15 protein-coding genes are annotated in these 15,682 nt (G+C 72.6%); 5 read left to right on the forward strand and 10 right to left on the reverse strand.

Annotated features, from left to right (window positions below):
• Positions 1-248: 248 nt before the first annotated feature.
• Genes WME75_RS02755 through WME75_RS02765 form a run of 3 tightly spaced genes read right to left on the reverse strand, consistent with a single transcriptional unit; the run spans position 249 to position 3,421 of the window.
• A complete protein-coding gene (locus tag WME75_RS02755) occupies positions 249-1,727 on the reverse strand; it encodes an AMP-binding protein (protein WP_437486127.1) in 1,479 nt (492 codons plus the stop codon).
• Positions 1,728-1,737: 10 nt separating this feature from the next.
• Complete coding sequence (locus WME75_RS02760; protein ID WP_437486129.1) at positions 1,738-2,007, reverse strand: acyl carrier protein; 270 nt, start codon at positions 2,005-2,007, stop codon at positions 1,738-1,740.
• A gap of 28 nt (positions 2,008-2,035) precedes the next feature.
• Positions 2,036-3,421 (reverse strand): cystathionine beta-synthase, encoded by a 1,386-nt coding sequence (locus WME75_RS02765; RefSeq protein WP_437486131.1) that lies wholly within the window; start codon positions 3,419-3,421, stop codon positions 2,036-2,038.
• 463 nt (positions 3,422-3,884) lie between these two features.
• Between WME75_RS02765 and WME75_RS02770 the strand changes: the two genes are divergently transcribed.
• Complete coding sequence (locus tag WME75_RS02770; RefSeq protein WP_437486133.1) at positions 3,885-5,252, forward strand: sigma 54-interacting transcriptional regulator; 1,368 nt, start codon at positions 3,885-3,887, stop codon at positions 5,250-5,252.
• A 97-nt stretch (positions 5,253-5,349) separates the two neighbouring features.
• Here the strand turns inward: WME75_RS02770 and WME75_RS02775 are convergent, their stop codons facing one another.
• A complete protein-coding gene (locus WME75_RS02775) occupies positions 5,350-5,649 on the reverse strand; it encodes a CsbD family protein (RefSeq protein WP_437486134.1) in 300 nt (99 codons plus the stop codon).
• A 427-nt stretch (positions 5,650-6,076) separates the two neighbouring features.
• Between WME75_RS02775 and WME75_RS02780 the strand changes: the two genes are divergently transcribed.
• The gene (locus tag WME75_RS02780) at positions 6,077-6,334 is read left to right on the forward strand and encodes a GlsB/YeaQ/YmgE family stress response membrane protein (RefSeq protein ID WP_437486136.1); all 258 of its coding nucleotides are present in this window, start codon (positions 6,077-6,079) and stop codon (positions 6,332-6,334) included.
• Between the two features lie 358 nt (positions 6,335-6,692).
• Positions 6,693-7,907, forward strand: coding sequence for a pyridoxal-phosphate-dependent aminotransferase family protein (locus WME75_RS02785; protein ID WP_437486138.1), 1,215 nt, complete (start codon positions 6,693-6,695; stop codon positions 7,905-7,907).
• Between the two features lie 18 nt (positions 7,908-7,925).
• Here WME75_RS02785 and WME75_RS02790 read toward each other — a convergent pair whose 3' ends face one another.
• Together WME75_RS02790 and WME75_RS02795 are read right to left on the reverse strand one after the other, a co-directional pair.
• Positions 7,926-9,824 (reverse strand): chloride channel protein, encoded by a 1,899-nt coding sequence (locus WME75_RS02790; protein WP_437486140.1) that lies wholly within the window; start codon positions 9,822-9,824, stop codon positions 7,926-7,928.
• Position 9,825: 1 nt separating this feature from the next.
• Positions 9,826-10,377, reverse strand: a complete 552-nt coding sequence (locus WME75_RS02795) for a MarR family winged helix-turn-helix transcriptional regulator (protein ID WP_437486142.1) — start codon at positions 10,375-10,377, stop codon at positions 9,826-9,828.
• 278 nt (positions 10,378-10,655) lie between these two features.
• On the opposite strand from WME75_RS02795, the gene glyQ reads away from it, so the two are divergent.
• Positions 10,656-11,603 carry a glycine--tRNA ligase subunit alpha gene (gene glyQ, locus WME75_RS02800; protein ID WP_437486144.1) on the forward strand — a complete coding sequence of 316 codons (948 nt, stop codon included), beginning with the start codon at positions 10,656-10,658 and terminating at the stop codon, positions 11,601-11,603.
• 57 nt (positions 11,604-11,660) lie between these two features.
• On the opposite strand, the gene pyrE is transcribed toward glyQ, so the two are convergent.
• The 4 genes from pyrE to WME75_RS02820 are packed head-to-tail and all read right to left on the reverse strand — an operon-like array spanning position 11,661 to position 13,747.
• Positions 11,661-12,239, reverse strand: coding sequence for an orotate phosphoribosyltransferase (gene pyrE, locus WME75_RS02805; RefSeq protein WP_437486146.1), 579 nt, complete (start codon positions 12,237-12,239; stop codon positions 11,661-11,663).
• Positions 12,236-12,949 (reverse strand): bactofilin family protein, encoded by a 714-nt coding sequence (locus WME75_RS02810; RefSeq protein ID WP_437486148.1) that lies wholly within the window; start codon positions 12,947-12,949, stop codon positions 12,236-12,238. The genes pyrE and WME75_RS02810 overlap by 4 nt, the downstream gene beginning before the upstream one ends.
• A 3-nt stretch (positions 12,950-12,952) precedes the next feature.
• Positions 12,953-13,267 (reverse strand): bactofilin family protein, encoded by a 315-nt coding sequence (locus WME75_RS02815; RefSeq protein WP_272097558.1) that lies wholly within the window; start codon positions 13,265-13,267, stop codon positions 12,953-12,955.
• Positions 13,268-13,321: 54 nt separating this feature from the next.
• A complete protein-coding gene (locus tag WME75_RS02820) occupies positions 13,322-13,747 on the reverse strand; it encodes a bactofilin family protein (protein ID WP_437486150.1) in 426 nt (141 codons plus the stop codon).
• A 398-nt stretch (positions 13,748-14,145) separates the two neighbouring features.
• Here WME75_RS02820 and WME75_RS02825 point away from each other — a divergent pair, with 398 nt between their 5' ends.
• Positions 14,146-15,540 (forward strand): styrene monooxygenase/indole monooxygenase family protein, encoded by a 1,395-nt coding sequence (locus tag WME75_RS02825; protein WP_437486152.1) that lies wholly within the window; start codon positions 14,146-14,148, stop codon positions 15,538-15,540.
• The last annotated feature ends 142 nt before the right edge of the window (positions 15,541-15,682 follow it).

Genomic DNA, 15,682 nt, shown 5'->3' on the forward strand with positions numbered 1-15,682 from the left:
AAGCAACCCTCGGGCCAGCGCTCGGGCGCAGCGCGCGGCAGCCTTCACGGCCCGCGCGCGCCGCTCGTCGGTCGATTGATCTGCACTACGGGACGGTCCCGCGTTGCGCGTCGTGGCGCGCTGGAGGCCGTCAATTGCGCGAGGACCCGCTCACTTGTGCGAAGTCTTGCGCATGCGCGCTGCGCTGCCGTGGATCGGCCAGATCACGCGCATCGCGCGTCGCGCGGCCGTGTTCCGGAAGGAGCCGCTCACCCGGGCAGCGCGCGATAATCGATCTTCCCCGTCGCGGTCCGCGGCAGCTCGTCCATCGTGACGATCTTCTCCGGGATCATGCAGGGAGGCAGCCGCTCGGCGAGGTACATCCTGAGCGCGCGGTCGTCCGCGTCCCCTGCGAGGGCGACGAAGCCGCGGAGCGTCTTGCCGAGGCGCGCGTCCTCGACGGCGATCACGGCGGCCTGGCGCACGGCCGGGTGCGACGCGAGCGCCGCCTCGACCTCGCCCGGCTCCACCCGGTAGCCCCGGACCTTCACCATCCGGTCGATGCGGCCGCGGAAGTAGAAGAGCCCGTCGGCCTTGCGCTCCACCCGGTCGCGCGTCCGGTACGGGCCGCCGCCGACGGTCGTCGGCCCCGAGACCATGAGCTCGCCGGTGCCGGGGCCCTCGATGACGCGGCCGTCCTCGCCTTCGGCGAGCAGCGCGCAGGCGGCGTAGGGGCACGCGACGCCGATCGGGAGCTCGCTCACCCCGTCGAGCGCCGCGCGGTCGACGCGGTGGAATGTGCAGACGTTCGTCTCGGTCGGGCCGTACAGGTTGTAGAGGGCCGCGCCGGGGACGCGCGCCGCGAGCGCCGCGAGCTCGCGCGGCGGGAACACCTCGCCGGCGAACAGGAGGGCGCGCACCGGCGGGGAGAGCGCCCCGGCCGGCGCGCCCGCGTCCGCCGCGGAGAGCGCCGCGGCGAGCTTCATGAACATCGACGGCACGCCGTAGATGACCGTCGGCGCGAGCGCGGAGACCGCGTCGCGCAGCGCGCGGCCCGAGGCGAGATCGCGCCGCGCCATCGTCGCGAGCGTCGCGCCGGCGCGGAGCGTCGCGAGGTGGTCGAACCACGCGAGATCGAAGACGAGCTCGGCCACGCGGAGGACCCGATCCGCCGGCGCGAGGCCGATGAGGTCGATGCAGAAGGCGGTGAACGCGTCGAGCCCGGCCCACGTGATGGGGACCGGCTTCGGCTCGCCGGTGCTGCCGGAGGTGTGCAGGATGCACGCGAGCTCCTGCGCCCCGGCTTCGCCGCCCGCGCCGGCGGGCGCCGCCCCGCGCAGCACCCGGCCCTCGGCGTCGAGCTCCACGCGGGCAAGGCCCCCGCCGAGCTCGGCGCCGATGCCGTCGGCGAGGGCCGCGGCCGCGGCGTCGAGCACGAGCGCGCGGCACCCCCGGGCCCGCGCGATCCGCCCGAGCCGCGCGGGCGGCGCGGTCGCGTCGAGCGGGACCGCCACGACGCCGGCCGTGAGCACCGCGGCGAGCGCCACCGGCTCGTCGTGCGCGCGGCCCGAGGAGAGCAGCGCCACCCGGTCTCCGGGGCGCACGCCCGCCCCGGCGAGCGCCCCGGAGACGGCCGCCGCGCGCGACGCGAGCTCGGCGTACGTGACCGCGGCGCCGCGCGACGCGAGCGCGACGGCGTCGCCGCGCGCGGCCAGGTCCTCGACGCGCAGCCGGTAGGGGCCGGCCACCGCGGCCTCGCTAGCCCTGCGCGGCCGCGATGCGGCCGGCGACGAAGCGCGCCATGCGGTCCACGGTCGACACCTCGTCGAGGTCCACCTCCTCGTCCGGGATCTTCACGCCGAAGCGCTGCTCGATGAACACGAGCACCCGCGTCAGCGACATGGAGTCGAACCCGGACCCGCCCTCGAAGAGATCCTCGTCCAGGGCGAGCGGCGCCTTGCGAAGGAGGATCTCGTTCACGATATGGTCGTGCAGCGCGCGCCGCACCGCCTCGAGGTCTTGTGTCACCGCGATGAGCCCTTTCCTGTCCGGGCGCTCAGCCGAGCGCCGGCGTCGCCTTGCGGGCAAGATAGTCGATGAGGTCGATCTTGGACACGACGCCGAGGACCGTCTCCTTGTCGACGACGAGCGCGATCTTCGCGTCGCTCAGGACGCCCTTCAGGAGCTCGACCTTCGTCGCCGGCGTCACGGTCGCATAGTCGCTCTCGACGAGCCCGCCGATGCTCGAGTCGAGCGTGCCGCTCCCCTTCACGAGGTGCCGCAGCAGGTCGACCTCGTGGACCATCCCGCGCAGCTTGCCGCCCTCGGTGACCGGGAGCTGGCTTATCCCGTGCGATTTCATCATGTCGATGACCTCGCGGACCCGGGCGTTCGCGTCGGCGGTGACCACCGCCCCGCTCGGCTTGACGGCGAGCAGATCGCGCACCGTCCCGAGGCCCTTGTCCTCCTCGAGGAAGCCGTTCTCTCGCATCCAGTCGTCGTTGAAGATCTTCGAGATGTACTTGGACGCGCCGTCGGGCAAGAGGACGAGGAGATTCTCCTTCCTCCCGCTCTGCCGCGCATACTTGATCGCGCCGGCGACCGCCGCGCCCGCGGAGCCGCCCACGAAGAGGCCCTCGAGCCGCACGAGATCCCGGGTCATGAGGAAGCACTCCTTGTCGTCGACCCGGACGATCTCGTCGATGATCTCGAGGTTCATCGTGCTCGGAAAGAAATCCTCGCCGATCCCCTCGACCTTGTAGGCAAAAGGCTTCGTGATCCGCTGGGTCTTCACGTAATCGTAATAGAGCGATCCCACCGGGTCGACGCCGACCATCTTGATGTCCGGCTTGCGCTGCTTGAGGAACTTGCCAACGCCGCTGATGGTGCCTCCCGTCCCCATGCCGGCGACGAAGACGTCGAGCTCGTCGCCGCACTGCTCCCAGATCTCGGGGCCGGTGGAGCCGACGTGGGCGTCGGGGTTCGACGGGTTGTGGTACTGGTTCGCATAGAAGCAGTTCGGCGTCTCGTCGGCGATGCGCTTCGCTACCTGGTAATAGCTGCGCGGGTCGTCGGGCTCGACGGCGGTCGGACAGACCACGACGCGGGCGCCGTAGGCGCGCAGGGTCGCGATCTTCTCCTGCGACATCTTGTCTGGCATGACGAAGATGCACTTGTATCCTCGGATCGCGGCGACCATGGCGAGGGCGGCGCCGGTGTTGCCGCTGGTCGCCTCGACGATCGTCCCGCCCGGCCTGAGCCCGCTCGCCTCGGCGTCGCGGATCATGTTCAGCGCGACCCGATCCTTGTGGCTGCCGCCCGGGTTCAGGTACTCGCACTTGACATAGATGTCGCTCTCGATCCCCTCCGTGACCCGGTTCAGCTTGACGATCGGCGTGTTGCCGACGGCTCTCGTGATATCGCTGAGCGCGCCTCGCATCATGGAGAGACCTCTACCCGCCGCGCGCCGCAGCGACAAGCGGAGCGAGCGGGCGCGGAGGGCCCCGTTACATCGCCTCTCGCGCCCCGGCGCGCGGCGGTCACGGGCGCTTTCGCGATCGTCGGGCGGCGAGGGTACAGGGTCTTATCCATGGTCTCCCGCCGAGCCGTGATCGCCACGTGATGAGCTCCACGCGCACCGGAGCGCCCGCCGCCTTCGACGCGGCGCGGATCGAGGAGATCCGGTCCGCCGCGCGCGGGTACGCGGCGAGCAAGGCGTTCAGCCGCGACGCGGTGGACGAGATCGCGCCCGGGCCGGTCGAGCCGCGGCGGCGCGCCCGGGCGGCGCCGAGCGGCGCGCGGAGGTCCTGCGGGAGCACGTTCGCGAGGGCAGGGCGCCGCGCGCCCCGGGGAAGATCGCCGGGCGGCCCCGGCCATGCGCCGCACCGTCGTGGTAGGCTGGCGAGATGGGCTCCGAGCCGAAGGTTCACCCGAGCGCCGAGACGGCGCTCCTCAAGGTCCGCTCCAGAGAGATCGCGTTCAGCCGCTTCCGCGTGCAGGTGACGGCCGGCCCCGACGCCGGGGCGTCCCAGGTGTCGGACGCGACGGAGTTCGTGATCGGCACGGCGCCCGGCAACCAGCTCATCCTGGCCGACCGGGCGGTGTCGCGGCACCATTGCGTGATCACCGTCACCCCGCGCGGCTTCCTGCTCCGCGATCTGGGCAGCAAGAACGGCACGACCCTCTCCGGCTTCCGCGTCGAGGCGGCCTACCTCCAGCCGGGCGCCACGCTCGGGCTCGGGCAATCGACGCTCCGCTTCGAGCCGCTCGCCGAGGAGATCCGCGAGCCGCTCGGCGACGAGGAGCGGTACGGCCGGGTGCTCGGGCAGAGCACCGCGATGCGCCGCATCTTCGCGGCGCTGCCGCGGATCGCCGCGTCGGACTCGACGGTGCTCATCGAGGGAGAGACGGGCACGGGCAAGGGCCTGCTCGCCGAGGCGATCCACGAGAGCAGCCCGCGGGCGGGCGGGCCGTTCGTCGTGATCGACTGCGGCTCCATCCCGCCGACGCTGATCGAGGCCGAGCTCTTCGGCCACGCGAAGGGGGCGTTCACGGGCGCGCAGGCGGCGCGCGCCGGCGCGTTCGAGGCCGCGCGGGGCGGCACCGTGCTGCTCGACGAGATGGGCGAGCTCCCGCTGGACATGCAGCCGAAGCTCCTGCGCGTGCTCGAGGAGCGACAGATCCGGCGCATCGGCACGATCGAGCCGATCAAGCTCGACATCCGGATCATCGCGACGACAAACCGCGATCTTCGCCAGGAGGTGAACCGCGGGAATTTCCGGTCGGACCTCTATTACCGGCTGAACATCGTTCGGCTCCGCGTCCCCGCGCTGCGCGAGCGCCCCGACGACATCGCGCTGCTCACGGCGCACTTCTACCGGCAGCTCGCGCAGGGGACGGACCAGACCCCGCCAGGCGACCTGCTCGATGCGTTCATGCGCCAGGACTGGCCGGGCAACGTCCGCGAGCTGCGCGGCGCGGTGGAGCGCGCGGTGCTGATGATCGATCCGGCGCTGTTCCGCGAGGCGGTGATGGGCTCGGGGGAGCGGGAGAGCGGCCCCCCGGCGCCCGAGGCGCTCCGGGACGACGATCTCAGCCTGTCGTTCCGAGAGGCGAAGGAGCGCGCCGTGGCGCGCTGGGAGCGGATGTATCTGAGGGCGCTCGTGCGCGAGAACGGCGGCAACCTCTCGCGCGCCGCCCGCGCGGCGCGGATGGACAGGAGCCACCTGCGCGAGCTCCTCCAGCGACACAGCGTCTCGGCGACCGAGGTGTGACGGCGCGAAGCTGCGCGGAAGTCCGGCCTTCCCCGGCCGGACCTCCGTCGGGCGAGCCAGCGCCCGCCCGCTGCTGCGGGCGAGCAGGGGGCGCCGTCTACTGATTGGCCTTCTGCCGGTTCTCTCCCTTGAGCTCCTTGGCCTTCCCTTCCGCGGCCATCTGCTCGTTGTCGACAAGCTTTCCGATCCGGTTCTTGATGGCGCCGGCGGCCTCCTCGAGCGCGCCCTGCGCGCGCTCATCCGCCTTGGCGTCCTCCTGCTGGACCTTTCCTCGGAGCTCCTTGGCGCGGCCCTCCGCTTCCATCTGCTCGTCTCCCATCAGCTTGCCGAGGCCCTTCTTGATCTTGCCGCCCAGCTCGTCGGCAGCCCCTTCATTACGGTCGCTCGCGTTGCTCATTGTACCCTCCTCCGGGTGGACACCCGCAGAACCTGTCTGCGGTGCGCCATGGCCTCTGCACCTGGCACCTGGCCACATCATCTAGCAACCGCTGCGCCACCGCGGCGCGCCGGGTCTTGTCGAGGTCGTGAAGGCGATTGGGGCAGGCTACCTCGCTCGCCCTCTGTTTTTCAGCTCGCCTGAGACAATACGCCACGCTGCCCTCAGGCAAGCCGTCGCACAGCGCAAGCCGACCGTCCTGGCTCTCCAGAACGCATTCTGCGCCGCGGTCGGATTTCGCGACGGAAAGGTGCCCCGGCGCTCTGTCCGCGGCGCTCAGCTCGCCTGTGGGCCTGTGGAGAGGCCGGACTCCACGGCATGGCGCGGCGCTTGCTGAACAGGCTGCATAGCAACCAGGAGCGCTTCGCTCCAATCCGGGAGGTTCATCATGTCGTTCATTCTCTTTCTCCTGTTTGGCCTCGTCATCGGCGCTCTGGCGCGCCTTATTGTCCCGGGGCGTGAGCCTGGCGGGTGGGTCGTCTCGATGATCATCGGCGTCGTCGGCTCGTTCGTCGGCGGGCTGCTCGGCCGCATGCTCTTCATGTACCGCGAGGGCGAGCCGGCGGGGTTCTTCATGTCCCTGATCGGCGCCATCCTGCTCACCGCCGGGTATCAGGCGATCGCGCGGCGCCGTTCGGTGGTATGAAAGGGTCGATTGACCCTCTCATGAGGCGCTACGCCCGAGCTGGTCCCGGGGCGCGACGTGGAGGAGCTCTCGCTCCGCTGCAGTGCCCTGTGGCGCCCGGGATCGCCTCGGGTCGACCGCATGACGAGCGGCGGATGAGGCGTCGCTGTTCATGAGCCCGATCTCGGGCTCAGGCGCCGCGGCGCTCTCCGCCCCCTCGCGGTAGGCCGGAGGGGGCCCTGCTCGTCGCATGGCTCATCCCCCCCAGGGTCGTGCGACGAACAGGACCTCCTCTGGCCGGCTTGCCCGGTAGAGCTTGACGCGGCAGGATGCTTTGGGCTTGCTAGCGCGCTCCGCGCTCTCGCCCAAGGTCCTGGCCATGTCGTTCTCCATTCTGCCCCCGCCGATCACGCCCCTCGCCGCGATCCTGCCGTCCGAGCCGTTGCTCCTCATGGGCGCCGGTCCGGTGCCCATCCCGCAGGCGGTCGCCCAGGCGAACGGGGTCATCATCAATCACCTCGGCCCCACCATGGATCGCGTCATCCAGAACGTGAAGTACATGGCGGCCTACGCGTTCCAGACGCGCAGCGACAAGATCATCGGCCTCGCCGGGCCCGCGTCGGCGGCGATGGAGATGGCCGTCTCGAACCTGTGCTGGCCCGGGCGCAAGGTCCTCTGCCTGAAGGTGGGGACGTTCAGCGGGCGCCTCGGCGAGATGGCGCTCGGCGTCGGCGCCGACGTGACCTTCCTCGAGGGGCCGCCCGGCCGGCCCGTGACGCTCGCGGACGTGCGCGAGGCGATGAAGAAGCAGCGCTACGACGTGGTCACGATGGCGCACGGCGAGACGTCCTGCGGCGTCCGCATGGTGGAGCTGCCGGAGATCTGCAAGCTCGCGAAGGCGCAGGGCACCCTCACGATCGTCGACGCGGTGGTCACGCTCACGGCCATGCCGGTGCACATGGACGAGTGGGGCATCGACGTCGGCATCGTCGGCGGGCAGAAGGCGCTGTCGTCGATCCCGGGCGTGTCGGCCTGTGCGTTCTCGCAGGACGCGTGGAAGGTCGTCGAGGAGCGCCCCTCGCCGCGGCCGCACTGGTGCTACGACGCCACGCGCGCGCAGCGGTTCTGGGGCTACCAGCAGTACCACTACACCGCGCCGGTGCCCGGCGTGCTCGCGCTGCACGAGGCGCTGCGCCTCGTCTGCGAGGAGACGCTCGAGCGGCGGTTCCGCCGCCACGAGATGAGCTCCCTGGCGATGCAGGCGGGCCTCGAGGCGATGGGGCTCGAGCTGTTCGCTTCGAAGGACGTGCGCCTCAACAGCGTGCTCGCCATCAAGCTGCCGGCCGGCGCCGACAGCGCCCGGATCCGCGAGTACATGACCAAGGCCTTCCGCGTCGAGATCTCGGGCGCCTTCGGCCTGAACATCGTGCGCGTCGGCCAGATGGGCGAGCAGTGCCGCTCGCACAACCTGTTCAAGACGCTCTACGCCATGGGCATGAGCTTCCAGCGCGAGGGCGTGAAGCTCGACGTCTCCGAGGGCATGGCCGCGCTCGAGCAGGGGCTCGCGGGCGATCGCGAGTACTTCGTCGACTAGCTCCGCCCGCCGGCGCCGCTAGCTCCGCCCGCCGGCGCCACCGGCGGTCCGGGGAGGGATCACCTGGCTCTCGCTAGGCGTCGCGGCGGTGAGCGCCGGCTCGCGGCGCTGCGCGGCCTCGATCCGGCTCCGGTGCGCGTCGAGCAGGTCGCTGCGCGTCAGCATCCCGAGCACCTTGCGGGGCGCCTGCCTGGACACGACCGGGAGCCTGCCCACGCCCTCGGTGACCATGTGATCGGCGGCCTCGCGGAGGGAGCTGTCGTCGAACACCACGGCGGGCGGCCGCCGGATGAGGTCGCGGATCGCGAGCGCGCCGGGCTGCTCGGTGAGCACCTCGCGCTGGGTGACCACGCCGACGAGCTCCCCTCCGCCGTCGACGACCGGGAAGCCCTGGTGGCGCGAGCCCTCCGCCTGCGACAGCAGAAAGGCGCGGGCCGCCTCGACCGTGCCGTCGGCGGCGAGCGTCACGGCGGGGCGGGAGGCGGCGTCGCGCACGGTGATCTGCGCCAGGTGATCGGCCGCGTACTCGGCCATCACGCGCGCGCCGCGACGGGCGAGCTTCTCGGTCATGATGGAGTGCCGCATCAGCAGGCTCGAGACGAGGAACGCCGCGCTGCAGCCGCCGAGCAGCGGCAGCAGCCCCATCGGCTGCCGGGTCGTCTCGAACGCGAAGACGACCGAGGCGAGGAGCGCCCGGGAGGCGCCCGCGAAGATCGCCGCCATCCCGACGAGCGCGGCGACGCGCGCGTCCACGCCGAGCCAGGGAAAGAGCGCGGCGGCGGAGAGGCCGAGGATCGCGCCGAGCCCGCCGCCGATGGTGAAGAGCGGCGCGAGCGTCCCGCCCGAGGTGCCGCTGCCGAGCGCGATCGACCAGGAGACGAACTTCAGCAGCGAGAGCGACACGAGCGCGGCGAGCGCGAGGCGGCCGCTCAGGATGTCGTCGATGTTGTCGTACCCCACGCCGAGCGTCTGCGGCGCGACGTAGCCCACCGCGCCGATCGCGATGGCGCCGATCGCCGGCCACCACATCCAGTGGAGGGGCAGCCGCTCGAACGCCTCCTCGATCGCGTAGATCGCGCGGGTCGCGCCCATCGCCGCGAGGCCGAGCGCCGCGCCGAGCGCGATGTAGAAGACGAGCGCCGGGCCGGTCGAGGGCGCCACGGCCGCCATCTCGAACGCCGGCGCGGTCTCGCCCGCGGCCAGGCGCGCCGCGGCGGCCGTGGAGGCGGCGAGGGCGACGGGGATCACCGAGCGCGGGCGGTACTCGAAGAGCAGGAGCTCGATGGCGAGCAGCACGGCCGCCACCGGGCTCCCGAAGGTCGCCGACATGCCCGCCGCCGCGCCCGCGGCGAGCAGCGTCTTGCGCTCGTCCGCGGTGATCCGGAGCAGCTGCCCGACGAGCGAGCCGAGCGCCCCGCCGGTCGCGATGATGGGCCCCTCCGCGCCGAACGGCCCGCCGGTGCCGATCGCGATCGCCGCGGAGAGCGGCTTGAGCAGCGTCATCCGCGGCGGGATGCGGCTCTGGTTGAAGAGCACCTGCTCCATCGCCTCCGGGATCCCGTGGCCGCGGATGGCCTGGGAGCCGTAGCGCGCCATCACGCCGACGACGAGCGCGCCGGCGATCGGCACGACGAGCACGAGCGCGCCCACGTGGTGCTCGGCGGGCGACGCGGGCGCGGCGGACAGCCGGCCGAAGAACGCGAGGTTCGTGATGACGGCGATGAGCGCGGTGAGCAGCTCCGCCGCGAGGAAAGCGACGCCGGCGACCGCGATCGCGAGGCCGCTCACGAGGACGACCCGCCGATCGACGGCGGCCCTGGGGGCGGGGACGTGGAGGACCTCGAGGGCCGGGCCCATCGAGGGGGCGACCGGGATGCTCTCGGCGACCGCGGTGTGTGGGGCGTTCACGCTCGACATGTCAGCTCTCGTCTCCGGCGGTGGCGGCGAGGGCTTCTTCGCCCTCGAAGAACAGGGGAGGGGCCTCGTCGCCGGCGCCGAGCGCCCGGGCGAGGGTGGTGAGGCTCTGCGCGAGCCCGCGGCGCTCGTCTTCCGGCAGGCGGTCCACGGCGGAGATGAGCTCGGCCTGCACGGTGCGCGGCGCGCGGCGGAGCAGCGCGCGACCGGCGGGGGTGAGCGAGATCTCGGTCCGGCGCGCGTCCTCCGGCGAGGGGCGCCGGGTGACCAGCCCGCGCTCGGCGAGGCGCGTCACCACGACCGACACCGAGCTCTGGTGGGTGAGCGTGCGCCGCGCGAGCTCGGCGACCGACGCGGCGGCCGCCTGGTCGAGCTGCTGCAGCACGAACAGCTGCGCGCTGCTCAGGCCGAGACGCCGCTCGCACGCCCGCGAGGAGACGCGCAGGCGCTGCACGATGGCGCGGATCGCGTCCATGACCCGCTGCGCGTCCGGCCCGCCGGGGACCTGCCGCTCGGCGACCTTCCGGCGCGCTGGTGGAGATGCATGGGAGCCCATATATTTGACGGGAAGCTACGCCGCGCGCCGACCGGGCGCAAGCGGCGTGCGGCGCCTCGCGGGGGCGCGGGGGCCGAGGCGGGGCCGTCCTCGACGGGGTACGCCGGGACGGGCGGCAGAGGCGGTCTTCCACGTGGGCGTGCGGCGCCTTCCACGTGGGCGCGCGCCGCGCGCCGCGCGTCCACGTGGAAGACCGCCCATCGGGCGGACCGTGCGGGGGATCCTTCGCGGGGCGTCGCCTGCGCGGGCGATCCAGGCTAAGAACCGGCCCTCCCACCATGACCTTTCAAGACCTCATTCTCACCCTGCAGAAGTTCTGGGCCGATCGTGGCTGTCTCATCGTGCAGCCGTACAACTCGGAGGTCGGCGCTGGCACCTTCAACCCGGCGACGTTCCTGCGCGCGCTCGGCCCCGAGCCCTGGAATGTGGCCTTCGTCGAGCCTTCCCGGCGGCCCGCGGACGGTCGTTACGGGGAGAACCCGAACCGTATGCAGCAGTTTCACCAGTTCCAGGTGATCCTCAAGCCGAGCCCGCTCGACATCCAGGACCTCTACCTGGAGTCGCTGCGCGCGATCGGCACGAACCCGCTCGATCACGACGTCCGGTTCCTCGAGGACGACTGGGAGTCGCCGACCCTCGGGGCGTGGGGGCTTGGCTGGCAGGTGTGGATCGATGGGCTCGAGATCTCGCAGTTCACCTACTTCCAGCAGATCGGCGGGATCGACTGCCGCCCCGTCTCCGGCGAGCTCACGTACGGCCTCGAGCGGATCGCGATGTACCTGCAGGACAAGGACAGCATCTACGACGTCGTCTACTCGGACAGAGGCGGGAAGGTCGTGCGCTACGGGGATCTCTACCAGCGCGCCGAGTGGGAGTGGTCGACGTACAACTTCGAGGAGGCCGACATCCCCGAGCACTTCGCGGCGTTCGACGTGTGCGAGGCCGAGGTGAAGCGGCTCCTCTACCGGGGCGCGGATCCGGCGGCGAAGGGGGCGGCGATCGATCCGAAGAAGGCGCTCGTGCTCCCGGCCTACGATTTCGTGGTGAAGGCGGCGCACCGCTTCAACGTGCTCGACGCGCGGGGCGCCATCAGCGTGACCGAGCGGCAGCGCTTCATCGGCCGGGTCCGCGCGCTCGCGCGGGCGGTCGCGGAGACGTACCTCGCGCAGCGCGAGGCGCTCGGCTTTCCGCTCCTCGACGAGCCGCAGGCGAAGGCGGCGGAGTAGCGCGCCGCAGGCGGAGGCGACGGAGCAGCGCGCCGCCTCGCCGGGCGGCCGTCCGCCTCAGGCGAGCGGGCTGTCCGGGAGGAAGTCGCGGCGCGTGCAGAGCGCGACGAGCGGCAGCCCCGCGGCGCGGATGGCCTCGGCGCCGCCCTCGAGGCGGTCGACGAGGGCGATCACGCCGACCACCGAGGCGCCCGCGGCGCGCAGCTTCTCGACCGCCTTCAGCGTCGAGCCGCCCGTCGTGATCACGTCCTCGAGGATCGCGACGGGCATCCCGGGCACGAGCCCGCGATCCCCCTCGACGAGGCGGCGCGAGCCGTGGTCCTTGACGTCCTTGCGCACGTACAGCGCGGGGAGGGGGCGGCCGCGCAGGAAGCTCGTGAGCGACACCGCGCTCGCGAGGGGGCACCCGCCGAGCTCGACGCCGGCGACCGCCTCGCACCGGGGGAGCGCGTCGAGCGCCTCGAACATCAGCGAGCCGACGAGGGCGTGGCCCTCGGCCGTCAGCACCGACTGCTTGCAGTCGATGAAGAAGTCGCTCTCGCGACCGGACGCGAGGACGACGTGCTTCTGCTCGAACGAGCGCTCGCGCAGCAGCGCGACGAGCCGCTCCCGCTCCGAGGCGCCGGCGGCGCTCACCGCCCGCCCCGCTTGCGGAGCGACGCCTTCGCGGCCCCCTTCCGGAGCGCGGGGACGACGGGCGGCGGCGGCCCGCCGGTGCCCTCCGCCGCGTCGGGCTCGTCGCCCTCGCCGGCGGCCGAGGCCGACAGGTCGGCCTCCTCGTCGTCGTGCACCGCCGCGAGGCGCGGCTCGGGCGCAGGCGCGGGCCTCGCCTCGACCGGCGCGGGGCGGGGCGCAGGCGCGGGGCGCGCAGGCGCCGGCGCGACGCGGGCCGCCGGCCGCGCGGCCGGCGCGGGCGCGCGCTGCTCCGCCGGGGCCCGCGCCGGCCGCGCGGCCGCAGGCGCGGCCGCTGCGCGCGGCGCGACCGCGGCGGCGGCGGCCCGGACCGGGGCGGGCGCCGCCGCGGCGAGCGGCGCGCCGGTGGTGACGTTGCCGCGCACCAGCGCCCCGGCGTGGATGCCGATCTGCGGCGCGCCGAGGTCGCCGACGACGCGCGCGCCGGGCTCGAGGATCACGGCCTCCTCGCCGGAGATGTTCCCGGCGACCGCGCCGCGGACGACCACGCGCCGCCCCCGCACGTCGCTCTGGATGAGCGCGCCTTCGCCGATGGTCACGTCGCCGGTCATGACGACGCTCCCCTCGACGTGGCCGAGGATCTCGAGATCCCCGTCGCCCTGCACGTTGCCGCGGATGGCCGTCGTCGGCCCGATCGAGGACTGGGCGGCCATCGGCTACACGTCCATGTCGACGTTGCCCTTGAACGAGGCTCCGTCCGCGATGGTCAGCCGCGACGCTTTCACGTCGCCGACGAGGCGACCGCCCGCGAGGAGGTCCACGCGGTCGGCTGCCGTGACGTTGCCGGTCACGTTGCCGCCCACCTGGAGCGACGCCGCCCCGATGTCCGCTTCGACCAGCGCCCCTGCGTCGATGGTCAGCGGCCCCTCGACGGTGAGCTTTCCGCGCACCGTCCCGGCGACGATCACCTCCTCGTCGGAGGTGATCTCGCCCTCGATCGTGAGCCCGTTTCCGATGATCGTACCCGCCACGTTCGTGCTCCTCGTCGCGCCTTGGCGGCGCGATTCTTCGTCCGTCTACGCGCGCTACCGCCCCGCCGATTCGCGTCGGGGGCTCTGTGCGCGCCCGCCGGTCCGCTCCGAGAGCTCGGCCGGCAGGTCGAACTCCGCCTCGATGCGGCCGGCGAACGCCGCGCCTTCCTCGAGGATCACCTCGCTGCCGCCCACGTTCCCGGCGTACTGCGCGGTCGCCCGGATGGTGACGGGGCCGCGCGACGTCACGTCGCCCGTGAGCTGTCCGGAGACGACGAGCGAGCTCGCCTCGACGTCGCCGGTGACCGACGCTCCGTCCTCGATCTCGAGATCGCCGGTCAGCTGGATGTTCCCCTCGACGCTCCCCTCGACCCGGAGCGCGCCGTCGCCGTGGACGCGCCCGCGGATGCGGGCGCCCCTTCCGATGAGCGATTCGGCGGCGTCGGATTCGCGGTGCGTGGTTGTCGAGCCTCGGGCCATTCTCGTCTCCAGTGCGCGGTGGGGGCCGCGCGAGCCGGGGCGCGCACCTGAGGCCCGGCTCGTCCGCTGGAGCTGGGCGAGCGACATCGCCCGGCCCTGCGGCGGCGCGGACGCTACTCCAAGGCGCTGCGCCTCGCAACCGGCGGGCGGGCTCGGTGCGGGGTGGGCTCGCGGGGTGGCCTCGCGGGGCGGCCTCGGTGCGGGGCGGCCTCCGCGCGCTGCAGGGGAGCCCTCGGGGGGAGGCTTCCGGCGCTCCTGGTCGAGGTGATACGGTCTCTCTTGACTGGGCTTCCCTTGCTCGCGACGCCTCCGGTGCCCCTGACGGCGAACCGACTTGGACGGCTCAGCGCGCGTCGTCCGTGGGGCGAGCGAAGACCAACGCAACCCGGGGGTTCCTCATGCGGAAGATAGCTATCGTGGGATCTGGACAGGCTGGCCTGCTCGCGGCGCACGCCCTCGTGAAGGCCGGCTACGACGTGACGCTCACCTCGGATCGCACGCCAGAGCAGTGGCTGAACGAATCGAAGCCGACCGGCACCGCCGCCCGGTTCGACAGGGCGCTCGAGTTCGAGCGCGAGCTCGGCCTGGCCTTCTGGGAGGACGCCGCGCCCCCGGGCCAGGGCGTTCAGCTGACCGCGTGCCCCGCCCCGGGCAACCGCCTCCTGACGCTGGCAGGCCGCCTGGAGCGGCCCTTCATGGCGATCGACCTGCGGCTCCAGAGCCACCGGTGGATGCTCGAGCTGGAGCGGCGGGGAGGCAAGATCGCGATCGAGTCCGTCACGGTCCCGCGGCTCGACGCGATCGCGGCGGAGCACGATCTCACCATCGTCGCTGCTGGACGAGGCGACCTGTGCAGTTTGTTCGAGCGCGACCCTGCGCGCAGCGTCCACACCGAAGCGCAGCGCAACCTCGTCATGCTCTGCGTGACGGGCCCGAGGCTCGGGTTCGACGGCGTCCCGCTGCTCCCGGTCAAGTTCAACCTGTTCGGGGGCCTCGGGGAGGCGTTCTGGGTGCCTTACCACCACAAGGACGTGGGACCGAGCTGGAACTGCATCGTCGAGGCGATCCCCGGAGGGCGGATGGATCGGTTCCAGGGCGCGACGTCGGGAGAAGAGATCCTCGCGATCACGAAGGAGCTGGTGAAGGAGCTCATCCCCTGGGACCATGAGTGGTTCAGGACAGCCGAGCTGTCGGACAAGCATGGATGGCAGAAAGGGCGGGTCGTCCCGGCGGTGCGCAAGCCGGTCGGGCGGCTGCCCTCCGGCCGGATCGTGACGTCGCTGGGCGACACGGCGATGTCGCTCGACCCGATCGGCGGCCAGGGGGCCAACAGCGGCAACAAGATGGCGCGCAACCTTGTCGAGTGCATCGTTCAGCACGGCGACCGCCCCTTCGACGCCGAGTGGATGACGCGCACCTTCGATCGCTTCTATGCGCGGCACGGCGGGCCCACCGACCGGTTCAACAACCTCCTCCTCTCCGGAGCGTCGGCAGGGATCTTCCACCTCCTCTTCGCGCAGTACGGCAGCGACGGGCGAGGGGACAACGCCAGCAGGCAGCAGGCGCTCGCGAACGCCTTCGTGAACAACTTCAACGATCCGGCTCAGCTGACGCCGGTCCTCGAGGACGTGGGGCGGGTGCGCGCGTTCATCCAGCAGACGACCGGCAAGCCCTGGCCGCTCGCGCTCGCGGCGGGGGGCGTCGGCGTCGGCCTCGCGCAGGTGCGGCAGCGCCTCGGGCTCCCGCCCGGGCACCCGAGAGCGCCGGCGCACGCCGGGGCAGCGAGCGCGTAACGCGCCTGCCGGCCGCTCCGGCTTTGCCCAGGACTGCCGTCGTCATGACGGTGGGGCAACGCACGTCGAGCGACCTCCGATTGAACCCCCATCTCCACGTCGTGCTTCTCGACGGTACCTATCCGGGCCATAAACCGTTGAC

It is taken from the genome of Sorangium sp. So ce1014 (genome assembly GCF_051521505.1).
Classification (GTDB): Bacteria; Myxococcota_A; Polyangia; order Polyangiales; family Polyangiaceae; genus Sorangium.

Bases quoted from the DNA above. Each gene is read 5' to 3' on its own strand.
- WME75_RS02790 (WP_437486140.1), bottom strand. From the start codon at position 9,824: ATGTCGAGCGTGAACGCCCCACACACCGCGGTCGCCGAGAGCATCCCG.
- WME75_RS02795 (WP_437486142.1), bottom strand. From the start codon at position 10,377: ATGGGCTCCCATGCATCTCCACCAGCGCGCCGGAAGGTCGCCGAGCGG.
- WME75_RS02820 (WP_437486150.1), bottom strand. From the start codon at position 13,747: ATGGCCCGAGGCTCGACAACCACGCACCGCGAATCCGACGCCGCCGAA.
- WME75_RS02825 (WP_437486152.1), top strand. From the start codon at position 14,146: ATGCGGAAGATAGCTATCGTGGGATCTGGACAGGCTGGCCTGCTCGCG.
- glyQ (WP_437486144.1), top strand. From the start codon at position 10,656: ATGACCTTTCAAGACCTCATTCTCACCCTGCAGAAGTTCTGGGCCGAT.
- WME75_RS02780 (WP_437486136.1), top strand. From the start codon at position 6,077: ATGTCGTTCATTCTCTTTCTCCTGTTTGGCCTCGTCATCGGCGCTCTG.
- WME75_RS02810 (WP_437486148.1), bottom strand. From the start codon at position 12,949: ATGGCCGCCCAGTCCTCGATCGGGCCGACGACGGCCATCCGCGGCAAC.
- WME75_RS02770 (WP_437486133.1), top strand. From the start codon at position 3,885: ATGGGCTCCGAGCCGAAGGTTCACCCGAGCGCCGAGACGGCGCTCCTC.
- WME75_RS02775 (WP_437486134.1), bottom strand. From the start codon at position 5,649: ATGAGCAACGCGAGCGACCGTAATGAAGGGGCTGCCGACGAGCTGGGC.
- WME75_RS02785 (WP_437486138.1), top strand. From the start codon at position 6,693: ATGTCGTTCTCCATTCTGCCCCCGCCGATCACGCCCCTCGCCGCGATC.
- WME75_RS02765 (WP_437486131.1), bottom strand. From the start codon at position 3,421: ATGATGCGAGGCGCGCTCAGCGATATCACGAGAGCCGTCGGCAACACG.